This window comes from Serratia sp. PGPR-27, from assembly GCF_022678525.1.
Classification (GTDB): domain Bacteria; phylum Pseudomonadota; class Gammaproteobacteria; order Enterobacterales; family Enterobacteriaceae; genus Serratia; species Serratia nematodiphila.
In genome coordinates, this window is the sequence record NZ_JALBYS010000005.1 from 98,691 (window position 1) to 121,397 (window position 22,707).

At 61.9% G+C, this 22,707-nt stretch carries 17 protein-coding genes; 1 reads left to right on the forward strand and 16 read right to left on the reverse strand.

From position 1 onward, the window contains the following. Positions 1-68: 68 nt before the first annotated feature. Positions 69-1,004 (reverse strand): diiron oxygenase, encoded by a 936-nt coding sequence (locus MMS95_RS04575; protein ID WP_033633971.1) that lies wholly within the window; start codon positions 1,002-1,004, stop codon positions 69-71. A gap of 13 nt (positions 1,005-1,017) precedes the next feature. Continuing rightward, entirely contained in the window at positions 1,018-1,302 is a 285-nt protein-coding gene (locus MMS95_RS04580) for a 2Fe-2S iron-sulfur cluster binding domain-containing protein (RefSeq protein WP_072010128.1), read from the reverse strand. Between the two features lie 354 nt (positions 1,303-1,656). Here MMS95_RS04580 and dacB point away from each other — a divergent pair, with 354 nt between their 5' ends. Beyond that, the gene (gene dacB / locus MMS95_RS04585; protein ID WP_242141421.1) at positions 1,657-3,123 is read left to right on the forward strand and encodes a D-alanyl-D-alanine carboxypeptidase/D-alanyl-D-alanine-endopeptidase; all 1,467 of its coding nucleotides are present in this window, start codon (positions 1,657-1,659) and stop codon (positions 3,121-3,123) included. 10 nt (positions 3,124-3,133) lie between these two features. Here dacB and ybaK read toward each other — a convergent pair whose 3' ends face one another. The 14 genes from ybaK to MMS95_RS04655 form a co-directional block, all read right to left on the reverse strand. Next, on the reverse strand, positions 3,134-3,613 hold the full coding sequence (gene ybaK / locus MMS95_RS04590; RefSeq protein ID WP_004940240.1) for a Cys-tRNA(Pro)/Cys-tRNA(Cys) deacylase YbaK: 480 nt from the start codon (positions 3,611-3,613) through the stop codon (positions 3,134-3,136). Between the two features lie 228 nt (positions 3,614-3,841). Next, positions 3,842-4,648 (reverse strand): TraB/GumN family protein, encoded by an 807-nt coding sequence (locus MMS95_RS04595; protein ID WP_242141422.1) that lies wholly within the window; start codon positions 4,646-4,648, stop codon positions 3,842-3,844. A 133-nt stretch (positions 4,649-4,781) separates the two neighbouring features. Further along, entirely contained in the window at positions 4,782-7,493 is a 2,712-nt protein-coding gene (gene copA, locus MMS95_RS04600) for a copper-exporting P-type ATPase CopA (protein WP_242141423.1), read from the reverse strand. Between the two features lie 196 nt (positions 7,494-7,689). Next, positions 7,690-8,418, reverse strand: a complete 729-nt coding sequence (locus MMS95_RS04605; RefSeq protein WP_021504656.1) for a DUF1295 domain-containing protein — start codon at positions 8,416-8,418, stop codon at positions 7,690-7,692. Between the two features lie 18 nt (positions 8,419-8,436). Continuing rightward, on the reverse strand, positions 8,437-9,495 hold the full coding sequence (locus MMS95_RS04610; RefSeq protein ID WP_197753052.1) for a prodigiosin biosynthesis protein PigM: 1,059 nt from the start codon (positions 9,493-9,495) through the stop codon (positions 8,437-8,439). Then, positions 9,492-10,139, reverse strand: a complete 648-nt coding sequence (locus MMS95_RS04615; RefSeq protein ID WP_242141424.1) for a 4'-phosphopantetheinyl transferase superfamily protein — start codon at positions 10,137-10,139, stop codon at positions 9,492-9,494. The genes MMS95_RS04610 and MMS95_RS04615 overlap by 4 nt, the downstream gene beginning before the upstream one ends. Next, the gene (locus MMS95_RS04620; RefSeq protein ID WP_004940233.1) at positions 10,123-10,437 is read right to left on the reverse strand and encodes a RedY-like protein; all 315 of its coding nucleotides are present in this window, start codon (positions 10,435-10,437) and stop codon (positions 10,123-10,125) included. The genes MMS95_RS04615 and MMS95_RS04620 overlap by 17 nt, the downstream gene beginning before the upstream one ends. Positions 10,438-10,450: 13 nt before the next feature. After that, positions 10,451-12,739, reverse strand: coding sequence for a polyketide synthase (locus MMS95_RS04625; protein WP_242141425.1), 2,289 nt, complete (start codon positions 12,737-12,739; stop codon positions 10,451-10,453). After that, positions 12,736-14,211, reverse strand: coding sequence for a D-alanine--poly(phosphoribitol) ligase (locus MMS95_RS04630; RefSeq protein ID WP_232471573.1), 1,476 nt, complete (start codon positions 14,209-14,211; stop codon positions 12,736-12,738). The genes MMS95_RS04625 and MMS95_RS04630 overlap by 4 nt, the downstream gene beginning before the upstream one ends. Positions 14,212-14,215: 4 nt before the next feature. Beyond that, a complete protein-coding gene (locus tag MMS95_RS04635; protein WP_171403096.1) occupies positions 14,216-16,162 on the reverse strand; it encodes an aminotransferase class I/II-fold pyridoxal phosphate-dependent enzyme in 1,947 nt (648 codons plus the stop codon). Further along, the gene (locus tag MMS95_RS04640; protein ID WP_004940224.1) at positions 16,159-16,422 is read right to left on the reverse strand and encodes an acyl carrier protein; all 264 of its coding nucleotides are present in this window, start codon (positions 16,420-16,422) and stop codon (positions 16,159-16,161) included. Before MMS95_RS04640 ends, MMS95_RS04635 begins: the two co-directional genes overlap by 4 nt. A gap of 23 nt (positions 16,423-16,445) precedes the next feature. Beyond that, complete coding sequence (locus MMS95_RS04645) at positions 16,446-17,462, reverse strand: methyltransferase (RefSeq protein WP_004940222.1); 1,017 nt, start codon at positions 17,460-17,462, stop codon at positions 16,446-16,448. Positions 17,463-17,472: 10 nt separating this feature from the next. Next, positions 17,473-20,034 carry an aminotransferase class III-fold pyridoxal phosphate-dependent enzyme gene (locus tag MMS95_RS04650; protein ID WP_015376883.1) on the reverse strand — a complete coding sequence of 854 codons (2,562 nt, stop codon included), beginning with the start codon at positions 20,032-20,034 and terminating at the stop codon, positions 17,473-17,475. After that, on the reverse strand, positions 20,031-22,634 hold the full coding sequence (locus tag MMS95_RS04655) for a hypothetical protein (RefSeq protein ID WP_021504653.1): 2,604 nt from the start codon (positions 22,632-22,634) through the stop codon (positions 20,031-20,033). The genes MMS95_RS04650 and MMS95_RS04655 overlap by 4 nt, the downstream gene beginning before the upstream one ends. Positions 22,635-22,707 lie beyond the last annotated feature (73 nt).

Consider the following 22,707-nt stretch of genomic DNA (forward strand, 5'->3'; position numbering starts at 1 on the left):
TTTTGCTTCCTGAGAATAATGGTTTCCCTTGCGGAATATCAAAGGTGCTGGATTTTTATACCGGTTAATTAGATTGTTGCATGCAGCGCATCGGCGATAGGCAAATCAGCCAGAATGCCCGATTTATTCAGCGCCACCAACATTTGCTCCGTGACGATATTATTGGTTTCCCACGGTTTAACATGCGTTGCTGGATAAGTGTCTGCGATGATGTCGATAATTTCCGCTTCTGTCAGTCCTAGTTGGCGCAACATGCAGGCGCTGAAATCTTTGGCGATAGCGTCGGTTGCGTAGCCTTCCAGGAAAGCCAAAATCGGTTGTTGCAACGCTTGCTTGGTCGCCGCGTCGCTGTGGCGCCAGATATGGCTCAGCACCTGCTGTGAGAAGCGGGCATGGCGGCCTTCATCCGCAACGTGATCTTTCATCACCAGATAGAAGGTCGGGAAAATATCTTCGTTGTTGATCACATCGATCAGATCGGTCGTCAGCGCCTGCTCCGACAGGGACACGCAAACCAGTCGCAGCAGTTCGCGCAGACGTTCGTCCCCCATTGCCAACGATTGAGCCAGGGCATAGGAGGCCTCGGTATCTTTTGGCATCGGCAGCGGCGCAATGGACGTCATCTGCTCTACCTGATTGATCAGATCCAGCGCCACCAGGGCGTGATAGGACTCATCCACGACCACAGTCAGCGCGTCTAAGCGCATTTCAAGCGGAAAGTCTACGCCGACCGCGTTTTTATAGAGCTTGTAACTGGAATCATTGATGATATCCAACTCGATGTTGGCGATGCCATTCAGGTAATGGTAGAGGGTTTGTACCTGAATATAGCGCAAGGCTTGTTCACCGAGCGCGGCAACGCGCGGATGGAGGCACAGCGGCAGACGTTCGAGGGGGAAGAAAAGGGTTGATTGGCTGTCCTGTTCGTTGAGAAGGCGACGCGGGCGGGAGCGAACAATCGCGGCGCGATCCCATTTTTTCAACGTGGTTTCAATGAGGCTCATCGGTTAATCCTTATTAATAGAGTTCTATTTCAATATCCGATTGTGAATAGGCGCAGCAGGCCAGAATAATATTCTCTTCTAACTCCTCTTCGCATAAGGCACTCTGTTTTTCATGGCGTATATTTCCGCTGATTAGAAGTAATTTGCAACAGCCGCACCTCCCCTTTCGGCATAGGTTGGGAATGTCGATATTTAATCTTTCAAAGTTTTCAAGCAGCGACGTTTCAGGACAAAAGTCACCGATGCCCGCGCCATCAAAAATAACTTGATGACCATCGGGCCCTGTATTTTCAGACATGGCGTGTTATTCCCTATGGAAGTCAGTGAGTGAGATCACATTTTAAAATTCATATAAGTAAATTGTTATTAATAATAGGTTGTGAGTTTTAATGGGGAGTAACGATAGCTTTGGCTTTGTTTATTGTCAACAAGACACATTAAAAACATTAACATTATATTAAAGGTTATTTCACATAATATAGTTCATATTCAAACTTTATTGCCTTGATTGTTTAGCAATTCTTATTATTGCTTGTTTTATAATATCAATAAGCAAAAATCGTTGTTTAGTGAATGGAAAACAGGACGCCGCCGCCTTCCAATGATAGCCTGAGCGACAATTTGGTTTTGATAACGCAAACAGGAAGATGACATGTTGAAAACCGCAGGCTGGCTGCTGCCCGCCATCGTGGCGCTGGCGGGGTGTTCGTCATCCGGCCAACGTCACGAACAAACCCTCAGCCAGGCGCTGGCGGCCATCGGCCAGGACAAGGCGCTGGTTGGGGCGTCGAGCGGCGTGATGGTGCGCGATGCCGAGAGTGGCAAGGTGCTGTATCAGGCGCACGCGGATCAGCGTTTGGCGCCGGCTTCCAACATGAAGATGTTCACCTCTCTGGCGGCGTTCGGCGTGCTGGGGGCCGATTACCGCTTTGAAACCCGGCTGTTGACCGCCGGCGAGCAGCGCGGCGACACCCTGCAAGGGGATCTCTATCTGCAGGGCAGCGGCGATCCGACGCTGCATCCGGACGATCTCGACACCTTCGCCGCAGCGCTGGCGCAGCGCGGCATCCGTCATATACAGGGGCGGTTGTTGCTGGACGCCGGCGCCTTCGATCAAACGCCATTCGGTGCCGGCTGGAGCTGGGACGATGAACCCTTCGCCTTCGCTGCGCCGATCTCGGCGCTGAACTACGCCTTTACCCCCGGCGGCGATATCAACGTGGTGCAGGTGGATGTGCGGCCGGGCGCTCGCGCCGGCGCGCCGGGACGGGTGAGCTTCTATCCCGCCAATGATGCGGTGACGCTGGTCAACCGCACCACCACCGGCAGTGACACCGCGCTGACGTACGAGCGCCGGCCGGGCAGCAACCGGATCGTGGTCAGCGGCACCATCGCCGCGCAGGCGGAGGCCAGCTCGCGATTGATTACCGTCGATCAACCGTCCCTCGTCGTCGGCGCTTTATTGCAACATGCTCTGCGCGCGCACGGCATCACCCTGCGCGGCAAGGTTGAAGAGGGCGTGACGCCGGCCGGCGCACAGCTGCTGGCGGAAAAAACCTCGCCGCCGCTCTCCCGCCTGGTCGTCACCTTCCTGAAAGTCTCCAATAACGGCTACGGCGAGATATTGACCAAGGCGATGGGCCGCAAGACGCAGGGTAAAGGGGATTGGGCCGCCGGCCTTCAGGCGATAAACGGATTTGTGCAAAGCCAGGGCGTCGCGGCCGACGCGTATCGCCAGGTGGACGGTTCCGGGCTGTCGCGCATGAACCAGATCACGCCGCAACAGCTGACGACGCTGCTGCTGGCGGCCAGAAAACAGCCGTGGTTCGCCGACTGGTATCACGCCTTGCCCGTCGCGGGCGAGCCGGGGTTGCTGGTGGGCGGCACGCTGCAAAGCCGCATGGTGAACAGCGCGGCGGCGGGGCGCGCCCACGCCAAGAGCGGTTCCATGACCGGCGTATCGTCGCTCAGCGGCTATGTCGATTCGGCGACCGGGCGGCCGCTGGCATTCGCCATCATCAGCAATAACTATCTGGTGCCCGGCGCGCAGGTGAAGGCGCTGGAGGACCGCCTGGTGGAGACGCTGGCGGCCTGTGACGCCACGGTGGTGTGCCGCTGAGCGCGCGGCGTCAGTCGCGTTTGGCGATGTCGGCGAAGCTGCCGGCCAGCAGGCGGCACAGATCGGCGGCGGCCAGTTCGATGTCCAGCCCGCGTTTGCCGCCGGAAACGTAGATGGTGGCGAACGCTTGCGCCGGGCTGTCGATCACCGTCGGCAGCCGTTTTTTCTGCCCCAGCGGGCTGATGCCGCCCACCAGATAACCGGTGACGCGCTGCGCCAACTGCGGATCGGCCATCTCGGCCTTTTTGGCGCCGAGCGCGCGGGCGACCTTCTTCAGATCCAACTGGGTCGCGACCGGGGTGACCGCCACCGCCAGGTGTTTGGCGTCGCCGTTCAGCGCCACCAGCAAGGTTTTGTAAACCCGATCGGCATCCAGCCCCAGCTTTCTCACCGCCTCGTCGCCGAAGTTGGTTTCGTCGCTGTCGTGGTGATAAGGATGGAGGGTGAAGGCGACCTTTTGTTTCTCAAGCAGAACGACTGCGGGCGTCATGATGTGTTGTCCAAAATGTCCCCGGCGGGGAAAGGGTGATAACCAGCCTTAAAAATACAAAAATCCAACCTGCCCGGCAACCTGAGCGGCTGTTACATAAAGCGGGTTGCCAAGATATTCACCGGGTTGCTACCCTGTTTACTGTAACCGTTAACACGGTTGCTATGCGTATAACTAGAATACAAGAAATTCCTCTTTGACTGGCCAATAGCGATATTGGCCTCTTTTTTACCCCTGCGGCTGCAGCATCGCCGGCAGGTTATCCTCGCCGTACAGGTGCAATGCGCCAACCGCCACCACATAGTCACCGGCAGGCAGCGCCTCCAGCTGATGCCGCCAGTCGCGATTGCGCTGATGCATCAGCACGTCATACAGCCCGGCGCTGAAGGTGGCGGGCAGCGTGTCCAGCGTACCGCGCGGTTTGGCGTCCAGCCACCAGCTCACCATGGTTTGCAGCAGCCGCGCGTTGGTATGCCAGTGCTCCAGCGTATCGCGCAGCAGCGCAATGCCGCCCTCCGGCAATTGTTCCAGCATCGCCAGCTGCTGCTGCGCGCCTTCCAGCTCGATCACCGGTTTGTCCTGCGCCCGGGCGGCCTGCAGCAGCTGATAGTCCACGCCATATTCCGCGCGCAGCCCCAAACGCTGAGCCTGGCGCGCCTGCATCATCAGCGCCACCTGCCAGCCGGGCAGGGTGGCGAAGGCGTGCGGGTCGGCGCCCAGCTCATGGCACAGCGCCAGCAACCGTTGATATTCTTCGGCGGACAGGCGCTGTACCAGCTCCGGCTGCAGCTCGGCGTGGTCGAAAGGGGAGGCGGAGTCGGTGATATCGGCTTCGACGATCAGCGCGTCGGCCTGCTGCAGCCGGGCGGCCAGCCGGGGCGGCAACGGCGACATATCGACGGTGCCCATATGGATGCTGCCCACCAGATGCAGCCGACGATCGCCAGGCAGGGTGATGTCCAACGCCGGATAAGCGTAACGCTTGGGCGAGATCAGGCCGAGAAAGGCGGCGAGGCGGCGTAACAGTTGACCCATACGGCGTGGCTCCTGAATAACGGGTGCGCGTTTCAGCATGAAAGGCGAGGGGAAATCGTTATTCATGCTAAACGCTATCCGCCGCGCAGGAAAGCCCGGAAAACAGCGGGGCGCCATGACGGCGCCCCGGCGATCACTTCTGCGGTTTAAAACGCAGCAACCGGTTGGCGTTGCTGACCACGGTAATGGACGACAGCGCCATCGCCGCGCCCGCCACCACCGGGCTGAGCAGCGTGCCGGTCAGCGGGTAGAGCACGCCGGCGGCGATCGGAATGCCCAGCGTATTGTAGATAAAGGCGCCGAACAGGTTCTGCTTCATGTTGCGCAGCGTGGCCTTCGACAGCTCCACCGCATCCGCTACGCCGTGCAGGCTGTGGCGCATCAGGGTGATGGCGGCGGTCTCGATGGCGATGTCGCTGCCGCCGCCCATCGCGATGCCCACGTCGGCCTGCGCCAGCGCCGGGGCGTCGTTGATGCCGTCGCCGACCATCGCCACGCGCTGGCCCTGCGCCTGCAACTGTTTGATCGCCGCCGCTTTGCCGTCCGGCAGCACGCCGGCAATCACCCGATCGATACCGGCCTCTTTGGCGATGGCGTTGGCGGTTACCGGGTTGTCGCCGGTCAGCATCACCAGCTGATACCCCTGCTGGTGCAAGCGCTGCAGCGCCGCGACGCTGTCCTCGCGCAGCGGATCGCGAATGGCGAACAGCGCGGCCGGTTTACCGTCCACGGCCAGCAGCACCGGCGTTACGCCGCGTTCGGCCTGGGCGCGCATCGGCGCATCCAGTTCGGCGGTCGCGACCTGATTCTGTTCCAGCAGCGCGGCGTTGCCCAGCAGCACCTGCACGCCGTCGATCTCCCCGCTGACGCCGGCGCCGCGCAGGGTGCGGAACTGCGCGACCTGCGGCAGCGTTTGCCCGGCGGCGCGTTCCATGATGGCGCGCGCCAGCGGGTGGTTGGAGCCTTGTTCCAGCGCGGCGGCCCAGCCGATCGCCTGCTGTTCGCTGACCTGATTGAAGGTCAGGATCTCCACCACCTGCGGTTTCCCTTCGGTCAGGGTACCGGTTTTGTCGAACACCAGGGTGTCCAGCTGGCTGGCCTGCTGCAGGGCGTCGGCGTCGCGCACCAGCACGCCGAACTCCGCCGCGCGGCCGACGCCGGAGATGATCGACATCGGCGTCGCCAGACCCAATGCGCACGGGCAGGCGATGATCAGCACCGTGGTGGCGATCACCAGCGTATAGACCAGCTGCGGCTGCGGGCCAAAGAAGTACCATATCGCCGCGCTGAACAGGGCGATCGCCACTACCGCCGGCACGAACACTGCCGAGACGCGGTCAGCCAGTTGGCCAATCGCCGGTTTGCTGCTCTGCGCCTGACGCACCAGTTTGATGATGCGCGCCAGCGTGGTTTGGCTGCCGATGGCGGCGGCGCGGAACAGCACGCTGCCGTCGTCGACCACCGTCCCGGCATGTACCGTGTCGCCGGCGCCTTTCTGCTGCGGCACCGCTTCGCCGGTCAGCATCGCTTCATCGAGCCAGACTTCGCCCTGTACGATTTCACCGTCGACCGGCACGCGATCGCCGGTAGTCAGCCGCAGCGTCATGCCGAGCTGCACCTCCGCCAGCGGGATATCGCGCTCGCCGTCGTCGGTCACCAGCCGGGCGGTGGGCGGCGTTAGATCCAACAAGCGCTCCAGCGCCTGCGAAGAACGCTGGCGAGCGCGCTGCTCCAGCGCATGGCCGAGGTTGATCAAACCGATGATCATCGCGCTGGCCTCGTAATAGAGATGACGCGCCGCCATCGGGAAGAAATCGGGCCAAATGTTGACGGCGATCGAGTAGAGCCAGGCGGCGCCGGTGCCGAGCGCCACCAGAGTATCCATGGTGGCGCTGCCGTTCATTAGCGCGCGCCAGGCGTTGTGGTAGAAGTGTCCGCCGGCGAACACCATCACCGCCAGGGTGATGACGCCGACCAGCAGCCAGGGGCGCTGAGTTTCCGGCGTTAGCGTCATGCTGCCGCCGAACAGCCCCCAGGCCATCAGCGGGATACCCAACGCCAGCCCCAGCGCCGCCTGCCAGCTAAAGCGCTTCATGTTAGCGCGTGCGGTCTGCTGCTGGCGTTCGCGACGTTCGGTCTCGTCCTGAATCATCTCGGCGCCGTAGCCGGCTTTTTCCACCGCCGCCACCAGCGCCTGCGCATCGGCGGCGCCGGTCACCAGCGCGCTGCGTTCCGCCAGGTTGACGCGCGCGTGCTCTACGCCGGGTACGCTTTGCAGCGCCTGCTGCACTTTATTGACGCAGCTGGCGCAGGTCATGCCGCTGAGCAGCAGCTGTACGCTGTCGTCCGCGCTGTCGGTTGCCGGAAGGGGAGATTGCGCCGCTGGCTGAACGTCCGGCAACGAAGGTGTTGCGTCAGTCAACGGCTCAGTTTTTGGGGCGGCGGCGCCCGCTACGCTGGCGTGATAACCGGCATCTTCCACCGCAGCGATCAGCGCCTGCGGATCGGCATCGCCGTACACTTTCGCGCTGTCGATCTCGACGTCGGCGGCGAACACGCCCGGCACCGCTTCCAGCGCCTTGCGGGTGGTGCCGACGCAGTGCATGCAGCTCAGGCCGCTCAGCTGCAGTTCGGTATCGGCGCGCGGCGCGACTTCGGCCTGATAACCGGCGGCGATCACGCTGTCGATCAATGCGCTGTCCGGCGCTTCGCCGGTCACTTTGGCGTAATGCACGTTAACGTCCGCCTGTTCGACATCGCTGCGGCTTTCCAGGGCTTTTTTCACCCGCTGCGCGCAGTTCATGCAGGACAGCCCCTGCAATGCCAGCATAGTGGTGTGTGACATGATTGGACTCCTTGCTTAAGGGCGGTGTTTAAAGGTTAACCGCCTGACCTGTTTTCACTAAGAAGGGAGCTTAAACCTTCCAGCAAGGGTAAGGTCAAGGCGGTTTTTACTTGCGCGGGCGTGACGGTCGTTTTGTGTTGTATAACAAGGTGTTTTATCGGCGGGGGGCAGCCCGAACCGCGCTGCCGCGTTGGGGTTACAGCACGAAAGGAATGAAACATTTAACCTGACGTTTATAGTTGCGCCAAACCTCACCGTAGCGCTTCTCTGCCATTTTCTCGCTTTTGGGAATGGCGTCGGCGAAATACTGCACCAGGTTAGTCAGCGGTGCGATCAGGCCAAACAGGTTGCCGGCAAGCAGCCCGAAGCTGACGAAAATAAGAAAGTCGCCGAAATAATTCGGATGGCGCGCCAACCCCCAAAAGCCACTGTTCAGCAGCCGGCCTTTATTGTTCGGATCCTGTTTGAAGCGCCGTTTTTGATAATCGCTGCCGAAGTGGAACAGCGTGCCTATCAGGTAGACCCCAATGGCCAGCCATTGCAGCGCGCCCCACGGCCCCTGCAGCTGGCTGGCCCAGTAGAAGGGCAGGCAGTACAGGCCGCCGAAGATCATGACCATCATCACCGCCAGCCATGGCACCTGCTGCGTGGGCATCACGTCCTTGAGTTTGGCCGCGGCGGTGTTGCCGTACCAACGTGTCAGCACGATGTTCATGCGCAGCAGGTACAGGCCGACCATGACAAGGATCAGGGCTTTGTGGCTCAGATCGCCCTCGCCGAAATAGCAATAGACCAGGGTAACCGGCCCCATGGCGTTGAACCCCCACAGAAACATCGGGCGAGTGTCCTGAGCGCCGCGGCTGGTAATAAACGCCAGCAGGGCAAGGATCAACAAAACAGCGGCCAAAGCAATCCATACGTTCATTGTGTTCTCCTCAGCGGATTAGGGGGAATCGTTCCCCGGGGGCGCGCATTCGCCGGATGGCGGCGCGGTCAAAATGCTTTGCCAGCTGCGTCTGGGCGCTGCGCTGCCCCATTGTTGCAGGTGGCCGAAGCGGGCAAAAAACACCGGGGGAGCGCTGAGCGCCAGGGTTGCTGCGAGCTCGCGACGCGCCTCGGCGTGTTGCACCAGAACGCTGATCGGATGCAATCCCCAACCCCAGTGTTGCAGCGTGAGCCACAGACGTCCAAGCCGCATGCCGGTGGCGAACAGGTGCTCGGCACTTTCGTCGTTCAGACACAGCGCCAGGTATTGCGGGCCTTCCGCGACGCGTTGCGCCAGCCCTTGCGCCATATAAGCCGGCAAGCGCAGCCCGGTCGCCAGCCGGCTTAAGCGAGGATGAAACGCCACTTGGAAGAAGCGCTTGAATGCTGGGGATACCGGGCCAAACAGGTGGTGCAGGTGAAAACCGTCGTCGGTAGGCTGCCGTTCGTTGAAGCGGATGTATTGATAGGTTTCGCGCCAGGCTTGGCGATCCGAGAAATCGAGCGCGGCGTGACGAGCGGTGAGCTGCGCGACCCGACGGCGAGCGCGTTCGTCACCTGCGATACTGAGCGAACTCGCCGTTCCGTCGAACAGGGTCTGCAGCTGCATCCGCTGCGCTTCATTGATTGGCGTAGGCTGATAGGCCGCCCGTGCGGTATGCCGCTCGCCGATCAGCTGCGCCAATTGGCGATGGGCGGCGCGATCGGGCGCGGCAGGCGCGGCGGGGGCAAAGCTCAGTAAATGCGTGGGGCCATGCTCCCAACGCCAGGCGAGAGGCGAGCCTGCACAGTTGAGCAGCGCGCTGAGGTACTCGAAGAAAATCCCGCAGCTCATCAGCATCTCGCGTTCCAGCGAAGGCAGGCTCTGCAAGGCGCGACGGCGGTCGATAGCCAACCGGCCACATCGGGCGGCGGCGTCATAGTGGAGAGACCAGGGTTGGCAGTTGTGTGAAGAGGGCGCCTGCCGCGCGATGTCCACGGCCTGTTGCAGCGCCGCGGCGAAAAGGTCTTGGGTCATGATAAGGCTCCGAAAGCGGAAGGGGCGGGCAGGGAAAATACGGTAACGTTCGCTCTGAACGACATGCTCTCCTCCGCCGGAAAGCAGAGTGCGCATGCCCAGTCCAGGCTGCGCCACAGCCAGAAGCGTCTGCTCGCCAAACTGCCGTCGGCGCTTGAGACCAACCCGGTGTGCCAGTCGATGCCGATCGTCCGCAATTCGTAGGGCAGGCCGCGGCCGTGGCTTTTTAAAAATGCTTCGCGAATGGCCCAGACGGCGCAGGCCTGTATGCGTCCCAATCGCTGCTCCGCCTCGCCAAAGGCCCAGCGCAGCGCCGCGCCGGAGAAGGGGCGATAATGCTGCAGATCGATGCCGAGCGGGATATCGCCGGTGGCGCTGGCGTACCAGGCATGCGAATGGCTGAGAGAAACGTGGCGGCGTCCCAGCAGGAGGTGTTCGCCGAACGGTTGTCCACTCGCCTCATAGCGCAGCGTAAAGCCGGTCGCGTCCCCCCGGCACCATGTCCGGTTCAGCAGCGCGATGGCCTGTGCCCGCGCGTGGTTTTTCACCGCCGACAGATGCCGCAATCCCCGAACGGCGGCGCAGCGGTGGGGGCCGCCCAGCGCGATGACGATACGTGGCGCCACGCTAAGCTCGATAACCATCGGCGATGCGTTCTCCGCTGATTTCGTCAACGACTTCCGCCAACTGATTAAAGCGTTCAACCAGGCTTTGAAACAGCGGGGTTTGCATCTCGCGCTCGAACATTTTCAGCGAGTTCAGCTGAATGATTTCGATAAAGTGAAACGGCGCCTCCGCCGAAGGGCTGACTTCGATGACATCGAAGGCGCGTACCGCATCGAGGTGGCGGCAAGCCTGGTAATCGGTCGTCTCCACCCAGTCGCGAAACGCGGCGCGGTGGGCGATGTCTTTTAGCCGAATCTTATGGACGATAATGTGCATCTGGGCGGCCTTTTTAAATGGGTTGATGGATAAGCAAATGGTAATTGATGCCACCGGTGCCAAAGCCGTTGATCGCCGCCCGACGCCCGTCTTCACCCTGTGGCCAGTCGAGCGCGATTTGTGGGATTTCGGCCGGGATCGCCGCCAGCGGCAGTTCGGCATTCAATGTCGCCACCGGCGTGGGCGGGATTTGACCGTGTTCGAAAGCGCTCAGCACTTTACACAGGCTGAGCGCACCGGCGCCGGCGAAACAGTGGCCGAAGTTGTACTTCACCGAACCGATGTACAAAGGGGCGCGCGCGGCGCGGTGATACCCCTGATGCAATGACGCGACTTCTGCCCGATCGCCCAGTTCGGTGCCGGTGCCGTGCGCTTCGAGATACTGTATCTGGCGCGCTTCGACGGCGCTCAGGCTCTGGGTTTTTTCGATTGCCAACGCCTGGCCCTCGGGATCGGGCGCGGTCATGGAATAGCTGTCGCAAGATCCCGATATCGCTTCGATGGTGGCGATGGCCCGCGATGTCGCCTGGCCGGTCAGAATGAAGAAGCCGCCACCGTCGCCGGGAGTAAAACCGTCGGCTTGTCGGGCGAAAGGTCGCATACGCGAAGCGGAAAGCATCATTTGCGCGCTGCACAGCACCATATCGCGTTCGAGCGTCGCCGTTTCTATGCCGCCGACGAGCACCGCATCGTAGCGGCCGGCCTGTAACGCCCTGACCGCATTGTGCAAGGCGGCCAGCGAACTGGCGCAGGCCGCCTCGACCGCGTAGCAGTCCGCCTCGACGCCGAGCTGTTGCGCCAACAGCTGCGCGGTGCCGAGGCCGCAGGCGCCATGCCAGCTCCAGCGGTTGATCGCGGGTTGGGGCGGTGGCGAAAGGGGGACGTCGGTGGAAGGCAATGCCGGCCACAGCGCGCTCATGGCCTGTTGTCGATCGGCGCTCAAAGACAGGTTGCTGGCGACGATAATGGCGATGCGTTCAAAGCGTCGCAGGCTGTCGGGCCACGCCGCGCAGCCGTTGAGGGCGTGCAGTTGTGTGACGTCGAGGCGCTGCTTTTTGGCCGGCATCATAGGCCGCGTCAGCTCAAGCCGCACCGGATCGTGCGTTGAGAAGCACATGGCATGAGCGGTGTAGGCGCTGAGCTTTTGCGGCGTGGGTCGCACGAAGGCGCCGGGGTGCAACTGCTCGGGGCTGTGATCGCGCAGGGCGTCCTCACCGTTGCGCAAGGCCTGCCAGAAACGCGCTTTATCCAGCCCCTGCGCGGTGATGGGCTGATAGTCGATGATGCTGATGCGTGGCGAAGCCGTCGGTTTTAATGAGGGGGGAGACGCCGCGTCAATCCGCCAGTGGTAGCCGGTGAACGAGTGGCCGGCGCACGTCTGTTGCCGTTGCAACAGCATGTCGAGGAGATGGCAGAAAACCTGATTGGCGCCGGCAAAATAGCCGGCGCTCGGCGCGGCATCCTGTCGTTCGGCGATCAGGGTCGACAATTGCGCTATCGCTGGCCATCCCTGTTCCTGAGCGACGTCCAGCGGGCAAACGACCAGGCTGATCGCCCCCTCCAGCCAACAGGCCGAAGAGGAAACGCCCTGCGCCAACAGCATGTCCGCCTGGGGTTGATGGTGGAAGCATTGTACGGCGGTCAGCACCGCCATGCGGCTGTCGGCATGGCGAAAACAGTCTTGCGCCAACTGCAGCAAGCGCAGGCCGCCCAGATCGGCGCCGTCGAGGGTTTGGCATTTACCGCGCGTGCGGGCGAAATGGGCGATGCGCGCGGGAATGCTGGAGGCCATTTCCCCTACGCGATCGTGGGATGAACTGCCGAACGCCTGGGCCAGCGGCTGTTTGTAATCGTCAATCCGGCGCATGACCGCTGCCGGTGAGAGCCCCTGAGCGTCAAGCCGTTCGGCCAGCCTGCGCAGCGCGCCGATTTTGGTGGCGTTGCGATAGGCCGCATCACTGCCCAAATGGGTGGCGCAAAATTGATCGCAGCGGTCGCGCAACGCGTCGGATAACGTCAGATGCTGCATGGCGGCGGAGGCGGCCTGCAGCGCCAGGCGGGTCTCGCGGCTGACCGCCAGTCGAAACAGCGGCGGGATGGCGAATTTTTTGAAATCAAACGCGGCGTCGTCGATCTGGCGACCGCGGATCGGCGCGGCCGCATCGCTCCACGGCATCGGCGGCGGGGCGTCGAACAGCGCCGACCAGGCGGCGCCGTTGGACAGATCGATACGATCGATGCCGGGCAGTGCGCAGCCGATGCCGACCAGCGCCAGCGGCGCGGCATGAATTTCCTGGTTCATCGCGCGTTCACCTCGGACAAACGTCCTCTGTCCACCTTGCCGTTGGCATTGGTGGGCAGACTGTCGGCGACCACCAGTTGGCTGGGGAGCATATAGGCGGGCAGCCTGGGCTGCAGGAACTGCTTGAGCTCCAGCAGGTTGGGGCGGAGCGCGCCGGGATGGAGGGTGATCACGGCGATCAGTTTTTGCTTCAGCTCGCCGAGCTCGACATACAGTGCGGCTTGGCTGACCGAGGGATGGTGATGAAGGATCGATTCAATCTCACCCAATTCCACCCGGTAGCCGTTGATTTTCACCATGTCGTCCAGCCGGCCGCGGTAGACCAGCCCATTCGCCGTCGTCTCCACCCAGTCGCCGGTCGCGTGACATTGGCGCGGATGCCATTGCGCTTGCCGCGATGAGGCGACGTTGCTGTAGCCGGGGGTCACGCACGGCCCGCCGATCAGCAATTCTCCGCGTCGGCCCGGCGTACCGTCAATCGGCTGCAGGCGCCCCTGTTCATCGACCAACTGCGCCGTCAAGCCGGGCAACGGATGGCCGATGGGGATCTGCTCCAGCGTCGCCAACTGCGTTCGATCCAGCGCGTAGGCGGTGCAGACATTGGTTTCCGTCGGGCCATACCAGTTGCTGACGCGGCACCGGGCCGGCAGATGCGCAACCAGACGCCTCAGCGCGGCGGCCGGATAAGGCTCACCGGCGAACGTGACCTGGCGCAGCGTTTTCACCGTCGATGGCGCCAGCAACGCGCTCTTTTCCAGCATGGCTAAAATCGAAGGCACGCTGTACCACAGAGTGACGCCGTGCGTTTGCAATCCGCGAACGAGAGCCTGGCAATCTTTCTGTTCATCTTCGCGCACGATCCAGGTCGCGGCGCCGGCGCAAACGCCGGCGAACAGATCGAAGGTGCTCAGATCAAAGGCGAAACTGGCATGATTGGCCAGCACGTCGCGCGCCGTCAGTTGCGTATCGCTGACGGCCCAGCCGATGAAAAACGTCAGCATGTCATGGGTGATTTGCACCCCTTTCGGGGTGCCTGTGGAGCCTGAAGTATAGAGAATGGCGGCGAGGGGGGAGCCGAGCGCGGCGATCGCTTCCGGCCAGGCGCCATCGAGATCGGTGCGGCCATCGAGCGCGCTCAACCAGCCCTCATCGACGATCAGCGCGGGTGAGGCGGCGGCGATAATGCGTTCGATGCGCGCCGTCGGTTGGCTGAAATCGATAGGGACATAGTGGTTGCCGCTCAGCCAACATGCGTACATGGCGGCGACGGCGTCGGGCCCTTTCTGCAGGTTGAGCAGCACGGCCTGCTGCTTTAACCCGGCATGTCGCAGCGCCGCCGCCATCATGCAGGCGCGATCGGCCAGGCGACGATAGCTCCAGCGCCGATCGCCGCACAGCAGAGCGGTGCTTTCCGGCGCTTGGCGGGCGTGCCGGAACAGGGCCTCCAGTATCGGTGAAATGAAGGTTGCCATGATGTCAGACCTCGGCGGCGCGTGCGCGCTCTTCCCGTCGGACATCGCCGTTGACCGGCACGCCGGTCTCCAGCGCCGCCGCCACCAAAATGGCGTAGGCTTCATCCAGATCTTCACGCGTGTGTTCACTGGTCACGCTGATGCGTAAGCGGGCGTCACCCACGCTGACGCCCGGGAAGACCACGGTCTGGCAGAATAGCCCGCGCGCCCGGACGGCGCGGCCGAACAGCAGCGTTTTGGCGTCGTCGCCCACCACCACCGGAATGATGGCCGAGTCGGAATGCTCAAGGTCAAAACCGGCGTTAAGCAGCAGCGTGCGGAAGTAGTAGATGTTGTCCCACAGCTTGGCCAGTCGCTCGGGTTCACGCAGCATCACGTCGATGGAGGCGATCACGCCGGCGGCGACTGCGGCGGGGATGGTGGCGGCGAACACATAGGAGTTGGAGTAGAAACGCAGGTATTCGACCACTTCGCCATCGGCGCAAACGAAGCCGCCTAACCCCGACAGCGCCTTGCTCATGGTGCCCAGCTCGAGATCCACCCGGCCTTTCATATTGAAGTGTTCCGCCGTGCCCGAGCCGGTTTTGCCCAAGACGCCGGTCGCGTGCGCGTCGTCGACCAATACGCGTGCGCCGTAGCGTTCGGCCAGCTTCATCAGGCGCGGCAGATCGACGATATCGCCGTGCATGCTGAAAACGCCATCGGTGACGATCAGCTTGCCGCCGGGGTGATCGGCGTATTTGGCCAGCGATTTCTCAAGGCTGGTCAAAGAGTGGTCATAAATTTTCCGCTGCGCGCCCGCCAACTTGCAGCCGTCCTGGATGCTCATGTGGTTGATGGCGTCGGTGAACACCAGGTCGTGTCGGCTGGTCAGAGCCGAGATGCATCCCAGGTTGGCCGAGTAGCCGGACGGATAGACGATGCAGTCTTCGCGCCCTTTGAGCTTGGCCAGTTTGCGCTCCAATTCCAGATGCAGCACGTTGCTGCCGGCGATGATGCGGCACCCGGTATTGGTGGCGCCGTACAGGCCGGCGGCGTCCTGGATGGCGTGGATCACTTCCGGATGGTTCGACAATCCCAGATAGCTGTTGGAGCCGAACATCAGAAATTCGCGGCTTTTGCCGGTGACCTCGTCGAACATGACCGCGCGGTTTTTGCACGGCGTTTCAAGCGGCATGCCGTACCAGTAAAGCTGACGCTGTTTTTTATCGCGATAAAAAGCGCCGAACTCACGCGTTTTATGGAACAAATCCGGGTGCTCGATGCCGACGAAGTCCCGCATGGTGCGCGGATCGCCGAGCTCATCGCGCGCGTCCGGCGACGCGGGCGCCTTGGTGGGCTGCGGCGCAGCGGATGCGGCGGTGTGCTGGCCAAAGCGGCTGAACCACGCTTCGCCCTGTTCCTGAAGCAGCCGCGCCGCCAGGTTGTGCTCCAGCTCAGCCAACGTGCGGCACTCCGCCAGCGCTGCGTTATCGTCCAGGCCCAGCGTTTTGAGCAGCTCGTTGCGCGCCATCACCACCGCGACGGAGTCGATGCCCAGGTCGCCTTCGATGGCGGCGTCGGGGGGCAGATCACGCACTTCATATCCGCTGTGGGTGGCGAACACCTGGCGCACGAGAGCGCTCAACCAGGCCTGAGGCGTCTCGGGGGCAGGTTGCGCGGCGGCGTTCGGCGTCGGCAGCGTGAAACCGCGCTGCAAAATACCGTCGAGCGCATCCTGAATGGTTTTGATCTCCTGGATCTCCAGCGGCGTATTTAATTGAAACTGACGGTTCAGCACCATGGCAATTTCCGCCAGCGCGATGGAGTCGACGCCCAAATCGTTTTCCAGATGGCTGGTCAGGGCCAGTGCCGACGGTTCATACTCGGTCAGCCGGGCGAAGGTGTGCAGCACCGACTGCCGGACGGCTTCATGCGCGTTTGCGGCGCTATCGACGGCGTGAACGCTCATGCGACACCCCCTGCGGCGACTTGCGCTTGCAACCGTTGCACCAGCGCGACCATCGCCTGCACCGAGGCGAAGTTCGCCGGATGGATCTCATGCATGCCGATGGCGACATGAGACTCCTGACGCAGAAAATCCACCAGATCGAAAATGGAGGCGGAATCGACGACGTTCAGTTCAAACAGCGGGGTTTGAGCGTTCAGGCCGTCGTGATCGCCATCCAGATACTGGGTGGCGATATGCTGGATCAATTTGCTTTCTAACATTGCGAGCTCCCGTTGCTAACTGGTTATTTTTCGCCGACGATCAGGGTGCGTGGGCCGGCAATTTTCATGATGCGCGCGTTGCTGAACCCCGCCAGACGGAATCTGTCCAGGTATTCCTGCGCGCTGCTCTCTATGCCACCGTCGGTGGAGACCAGCATGTTCAGCGACAGCAGGGCGGTAAATTCCGGCCCTGATTTGTCTTCGTTCAGCGGCGTTTCGGAAGCGATGAAGCGGCCGCCGGCCGGCATCGCCCGATAGATGTTGCGCAGGATGGTCAGTTGGGTTTCCGGGGCGTAGTCGTGCAGCATCCATCCCAGGTGGATCAGGTCATAGCCGCCGATCGGCAGATCGCCGCTGATGACATCGCCCTCCACGACGTCAATGCGTTCGCCATAGCCTTGCAGCGTCAGCTTGTCGCGCAAAAACGCCGAGGCCTGCGGCAGTTCGCAGATCGCCAGTGCGATCCCCGGATAAGCGTCGGCGATCGCCATCGGCAGGCTGCCGATCCCGCTGCCGATATCCAAAAACGCACGGTGTTGCGAGAAGTCGTAATCGCGAACAAAGCCGGCGATAAAGGGCGCGGCGAATTTACCGAGAAACTCCTGGAAGTCCGCCACGTCGTCCGGATTTTGGTACAGGATGTCGAACCAACTGCGGTCATCGCCGAATACCGTGCGGCGCTGGTGGGCATCGTTTCGCACCGCCGTTTTCAGCTCGCCCCACAGCGGATACAGGAAGGTATCGATGTGGCGGCCCAGCCATCCCAGCCACTGCGGTTCGTCGCTCAACAGAAAAGCCCGGTGGGCGGCGGGCAGATGATAAAGGCCGTCTCGTTGGTCGAGATACCCCATGGCCCGCAGCGCGATGAGCAACTGCTCGGTCGAACGCGCCGGGCAGTCAAGCCGCGCGGCGATGTGCGCCGCGTCGGCGTCCCGATCGCGCAGCTGATCGAACAGCTTCAGCGCCAGCGCGGCGGTCAGCGCCTTGGCCTGGAAAAAGCCCATCATCTGATTGACGGCATCTTGCTTGGTTAAAGGCATTGCAGGCTCCCTAGTCTAAAAAGGTGGAGAGTTCCTCGCACACCGTGGCAAAGGCGCCGACGAAACGGTCGATCTCGGCTTTGCTGATGATGAGCGGGGGTTGAATACGGATCACCGTCGAGCTGTTGGCGGTAATGAAGGTCAGGATCTTGTGGTCCTGGCACAGCTTGGTGACGAATTTCATGCAGAACATTTCGCCGAGCGCCTGTTCCATGCGATCCATCGCCGCCCGCAGATGGGCTTGCACCGGATCGGGCAAGAATTTCCAGGTGGTGTGCCAATCGCCCGGCAGCCGGGTGGCGAATTCGCGGGCGGAGGCGTTGACCGCGCCGGTGAACGCCTGGTCGAACTGGATCCCCAGCATCAGGCCGCGGCCGCGCACCTCGCTGACGAACGGATAGCGGGCGGCGATCTCGCTCAGTGCCTGCTTAAAGTAGGCGCCCATCCGTTCGGCATGGCCGACCAAATCCTGCGCCAGGATCTCGCGCAGCGCGCTGAGGGCGACGACCGAGGCGAGGTTGCCGCCGCCGTAGGTGGAGCTGTGCACCAGGAAGCGATCCGCCGTGCCATAGGCTTTTTGCCAAAGATCGGCTCGGCACAGCGTGGCGCCGATGGGGATCAGGCCGCCGGACAGGGATTTCGACAGCATCAGCACGTCCGGCTCGATACCGTCCCATTCGCAGGCGAAAAGTTTGCCGGTGCGCCCAAGCCCGGTTTGCACTTCGTCCACCATCAGCAGCACGCCGGTCTCGCGGCAGAGCTGCTGCACCGCCTGCAGGTAACCGGCGGGCGGGATATGCACGCCGCCTTCGCCCTGGATCGGTTCGATCATCAGCGCGCCGACGTCTTCACGGTTCAGCGCTTCCCGCAGCGCGGCGAGATCGCCGAACGGCACTTCCACCATCGCGTCCAGCAGCGGTGTGAAATAGCGGCGGTGTTTGTCTCGTCCGGTGATGGACAACGCGCCCAGCGTTTTACCGTGGTAACTGTTGCGCAGATAGGCGATGCCCGGCTTGCCCGTCGAGGCCTTGGCGATCTTCATCGCGGCCTCGACGGCTTCGGTGCCGGAGTTGCTGAAGAACACCCGGCCCATGTTGCCCGGCGCCAGACGACAGAGCACTTCGGCCAGCTTGGCGGTCTGTTCGGGAATGGAAATGTATTGAATGAAGTTGGGGCCTTGAGCGTCGAGGTAGTTTTTCAGCGCGTTGACCACTGGCTGCGGGTTGTGGCCCAGGTTTAGGCACCCGTAGCCCGCCACCATGTCCAGGAAAGCCTCGCCCGCATCGTCATACAACTGGGTGCCGGCGGCGCTGCGGAAAACGTTGTCGCAGCGCTGCAACTTGAGGAAGTCCACCATCATGGGGTTGATGTATTGATGATAGCGGTCGAGGGTGTCTTCCCTGGCCGGCGTTTGGGCGATGACCGCGTCGATAAACGCCAGGCGCGATGCGGGCAACGCCGCATCAGCCGATTCCCCGGCATAGATGTCATGGTGGTAGTAGCGCTTGAGATTGGTCACGCTCTGCCGATCGATGCGCTCGCCGTACGAGGCCAGCGGATAGGCGAAGAACCCGTGGCGCTCGGCGATTTCACCGATCTCCAGCACTTTTTCCGGCGCCAGATAGCGGCCCAGCGAAAAGTTTTCCCGCCGGTTTTCCAGCGCCAGCACAATGGTTTCCGCCATGCAGCCGTTCAATTGTTGCTTGATGGTGACGTTGAGCGATTCTCCACCCAACTTGACCGCATCGGTGGCGGTGACGCAGCCGCCGTCGATGATCAGAATGTCATCCCGCGCCGGGCGCGTTTCCGAAGCGATATCGCGCGGCAGCGCCACGTCGATGAAGATCGAGCCGGGTTGCAGTCTGGCGGGGTCGATCACGCCGCCGGCGGAGGTCGCGGCGGCAAACAGTTTGCAGCGCGGGTAGAGATCTTCGGGATCGCTGGTCAGGGTGACGCGCGAGTGATACTCCTCGGGCAAATGGCTGAGCAGTTCGCTGCGATCATGGTTGCCGGCGCGGTGCAGCAAATGGAGAGAGAAACCGTGCGCCAGCAGCAGACGGCTTAGCGCCAGGCAGATCGATCCCGGATAGCCGACGATGGCGACGGGTTCCTCCTCCGGGCGGATTTCCAGCCAGGACTGGATCTGCATCAAGGCCTTGTAGCCGGCGTAGGTGGTCAGCGAGTTGCCGGAGGTGACCGGCACCGGCGACTTTTCCGCAGTGGCTTCGCCGCGTCGCCCAACGATAGAGGTAAAACCGCCGAGACCGACCAGTTCGGCGCCATCGCCGGCCAGCTCTTCGATGCCTTGGACCACCCTGGCGGCGATACCGCGTGCGTCGGCCAGCATTTCATCCGCCACCAGCGGCATGTATTTGATCACCCCTTCGCAAGTGGCGCCGGTCGCCGAGGTGATCCTGGCGAAGTTCATAAAGGGAACCAGGTTTTGTCGTTCCCACAGTTCACGCGTATAGCCGCTGTGCTGCTCGGTCGAGTTGCGTTGCAGCAGATCGAGCATTTTGACGTAACGTTTCAACCCCAGCGAGGTGGGATGAGCGATGAATCCGAATTTCATGAGGTGGCTTCCTGTGTAGGATCTTGGTCGAAGGCGGTGCTGGTCGATTCGGGCTGTTGGGCCGCCCAGGCTTTGCGCTCCTGCAGGGCGTCGTGGTCGCTCGGATCGCGCTGCCAGCCTTTGGCGGTGGCCAGCGAGATACCGTCGCCTTCATTGTTGTGCCCCAGCACCACGGAGAACAGATTGAGTCGGTGCGGCGTGGTCAGCGCCTGGCGAATGACGTCTTCGTCGAAATGCGTAAGCGTTTTGCTCTGGATATGGAAGTTATTGACCGTTTGTTCGACGTCCGGCTGTTCGACGTTCACCAACCGCATTTGCCGTGAGGTGCGGTTGAACAGAATGCGTTCCTGATAGGTATTGATGACGGACAGCCCGCCGTTGCATAAATAGAAGACGGTGATGCTTTTATTCAGCAACTGCGGATGGGTAAGAATGTTGTCGATAAAAGCCGGCAGGATGTCCGGTACGATCCCTTTAGCGCCGTCGCCGATAAACGCCATCACGTGGCTTGGGCTGGTGTAAGCCAGGTAGCCGGTGGCCAGCAGAGCGTCGCCCATCAGGGCGCGGCCATACCAGCCGGAAAAGCCGCGGCGCGTTTTGGCGACGTTGCGCGCGGCGGAGATGCCGCACCGGCCGACGTCATATACGCCGGTAAAATCGAACCCCTCCGTTTCGATCAGCTCTTCAATCACTCGGTTCAACTGGCAGAAGAAGTAGTTGGCCGACATGGGCAGACTGGGAAGCTGGCTGACCACGTCGGAAGGCGAATCGAGATAGGCGGCGATCAGCGCGCGGCGTCTTTCCCGCAATGCCGGATCGACGTCGAGATGCGCTTTCACCGTGCGCAGGAACGCCAGACAGTTCATGTGCAGGTGCAGATCGGCATAGGGCGACAGATGGCGCTCATCGTGCGTGAGCTGCACCAGGTGAACCTTGCGTTCCAGCCTGCCGTCGGAGAAGGGGGTGGTGATCTGAGCGACGCGGCTTTTGATCATAAACAGGCTCTGCTCGCTCATGGCGTTGAGCTTGTCGTTGGTGTGCAGGAAGTTGTAGACGCGTGGGCTGTAGCCGTAAATCGCCAGGGTGCCCAGGTAGTGGGGATTGCGCCGACCCTGATAATATTTCGGCGCCGAGCCTGGATGGGCCAACGAGTCCACCAGGGCGATGCCGGCGGCGTCGGCGATGTCATGGATCAGGGCGTATTCGTCGTCGCTGACCGGGCCCAGCTGCCACACCAGCCGTTCCGGCCCGCGGTTGATCAGCGCTATCGCCTGTGCCAGGCTTTCGCTCATCGGCAGCGGATCGTCCGCCGACAGAACCGGGATCGGCGAGGGATCGCAGACGGCGCCCTCCAGCGACAGGGTCGACTCCAGCACGTTTTGCGTCGCCAGAATCACCACCGGCCCCTGGCCTTGATGATAAAGGCGGAAGGCTTCCGTCAAACCGGTGCCGATCGTTTCGACGTCATCGATATAAACGAACGGGATGCGGCGGGCGACGAGCACTTCACGCATGTCTTCCGTCGGCGTCAGCGTTCCCTGGAAGCTGTACCATTGATTGCCGCGGTTTTCCGCCGCGACGATGATGCCCTGGGCGGCGGTTTCCTTGAGGTTGGCCAGCGTCCCCTTGAATTCATCCATCATTCCGGAGGTCACTACGCCGAGGAACGGCATGCGATACAGCTGCCAGTTGGCCATGGCGCCGCAGGCGATGGCGTGTTCGTTAGGGCCGCGCAGGATCAGCGCGCCGCGCGCCTCCGCATGCCGATCCAGATAGCCGATCAGATTGGAGATGATCGACCCGGTGTAATAGGACACCAGCCAGCGTTCGGCAGCGGTACGCTCGAAAAATTGAATCAACTGCTCACCCAGCGTGTTGTGCAGCGCCAGCGCGCCGATCGGCTTGACCCGGCGGTTGGTGTAGTTCATCTCGAAGAAGTCCATCCACAGGCACAACAGCTCGGTTTGGAAGATCGCCGGATCTTCGCTGCGCACGATTTCGCGGTATTGCTGCGGCAGGTAGCGGAAGGGCGATCGCAGCTGGCGAATGAACGCAACGGTGGAGAAGGTGGTGTAAAACGCGGGAATGCCGCTGCGCTGCAAGGCGCTGTAAAAGGCGTCCAGATCGCGATCGATCTGTTCGATGCTGTCATCGACGCCGGCCGGCGTGGTCTGATCGTAGAACAGCATGCCCAAATGAAATTCGGGACGCTGTTCCAGCGCATGGGTATAGATGATCTTGCCGGTGGCTTCGGCCAGGCTGGCGCATTGGATGATGCGAACGTTGATAGCCTTGTTTTGGCCTTTGAGAAAGTGCAGCGCCTTTTCGCGCGCGGCCTGATAAAGCGAGTCCGCCGCCAGATCCAACAGTTTCAGCGGCATCTCGGACTGGATATGCACGCGGTTGAAAACATAATCGCGGATATCGTTCAGTACGCTGAGCCCGGTTTGGAAAAACGCCGGGTTGCGCGTCACCACCACCACGCCGACCGTCAGAGTGTCGGGATCTGCGTCGGTGCGGCAGGCCTGGCGCTCCGCTTGCCACACTTGCTCGTAGGCGGCGGAGTTGGTGAGTCTTGCTTGTCCTGTCAGGGTCGTCATGATGAGTTCCTTGTGCAGCCAAAATGGAGTGACGGCTTCAGCCAGGCGGGCAAATTCGGCACGACAAAGCCCG

Coding starts and splice junctions, on each gene's coding strand:
- MMS95_RS04605 (WP_021504656.1), bottom strand. CDS start 8,418: ATGAACGTATGGATTGCTTTGGCCGCTGTTTTGTTGATCCTTGCCCTG.
- MMS95_RS04630 (WP_232471573.1), bottom strand. CDS start 14,211: ATGGCAACCTTCATTTCACCGATACTGGAGGCCCTGTTCCGGCACGCC.
- copA (WP_242141423.1), bottom strand. CDS start 7,493: ATGTCACACACCACTATGCTGGCATTGCAGGGGCTGTCCTGCATGAAC.
- ybaK (WP_004940240.1), bottom strand. CDS start 3,613: ATGACGCCCGCAGTCGTTCTGCTTGAGAAACAAAAGGTCGCCTTCACC.
- MMS95_RS04610 (WP_197753052.1), bottom strand. CDS start 9,495: ATGACCCAAGACCTTTTCGCCGCGGCGCTGCAACAGGCCGTGGACATC.
- MMS95_RS04655 (WP_021504653.1), bottom strand. CDS start 22,634: ATGACGACCCTGACAGGACAAGCAAGACTCACCAACTCCGCCGCCTAC.
- MMS95_RS04575 (WP_033633971.1), bottom strand. CDS start 1,004: ATGAGCCTCATTGAAACCACGTTGAAAAAATGGGATCGCGCCGCGATT.
- MMS95_RS04635 (WP_171403096.1), bottom strand. CDS start 16,162: ATGAGCGTTCACGCCGTCGATAGCGCCGCAAACGCGCATGAAGCCGTC.
- MMS95_RS04595 (WP_242141422.1), bottom strand. CDS start 4,648: ATGGGTCAACTGTTACGCCGCCTCGCCGCCTTTCTCGGCCTGATCTCG.
- MMS95_RS04645 (WP_004940222.1), bottom strand. CDS start 17,462: ATGCCTTTAACCAAGCAAGATGCCGTCAATCAGATGATGGGCTTTTTC.
- MMS95_RS04620 (WP_004940233.1), bottom strand. CDS start 10,437: ATGCACATTATCGTCCATAAGATTCGGCTAAAAGACATCGCCCACCGC.
- MMS95_RS04650 (WP_015376883.1), bottom strand. CDS start 20,034: ATGAAATTCGGATTCATCGCTCATCCCACCTCGCTGGGGTTGAAACGT.
- MMS95_RS04615 (WP_242141424.1), bottom strand. CDS start 10,139: ATGGTTATCGAGCTTAGCGTGGCGCCACGTATCGTCATCGCGCTGGGC.
- MMS95_RS04640 (WP_004940224.1), bottom strand. CDS start 16,422: ATGTTAGAAAGCAAATTGATCCAGCATATCGCCACCCAGTATCTGGAT.
- MMS95_RS04580 (WP_072010128.1), bottom strand. CDS start 1,302: ATGTCTGAAAATACAGGGCCCGATGGTCATCAAGTTATTTTTGATGGC.
- MMS95_RS04625 (WP_242141425.1), bottom strand. CDS start 12,739: ATGAACCAGGAAATTCATGCCGCGCCGCTGGCGCTGGTCGGCATCGGC.
- dacB (WP_242141421.1), top strand. CDS start 1,657: ATGTTGAAAACCGCAGGCTGGCTGCTGCCCGCCATCGTGGCGCTGGCG.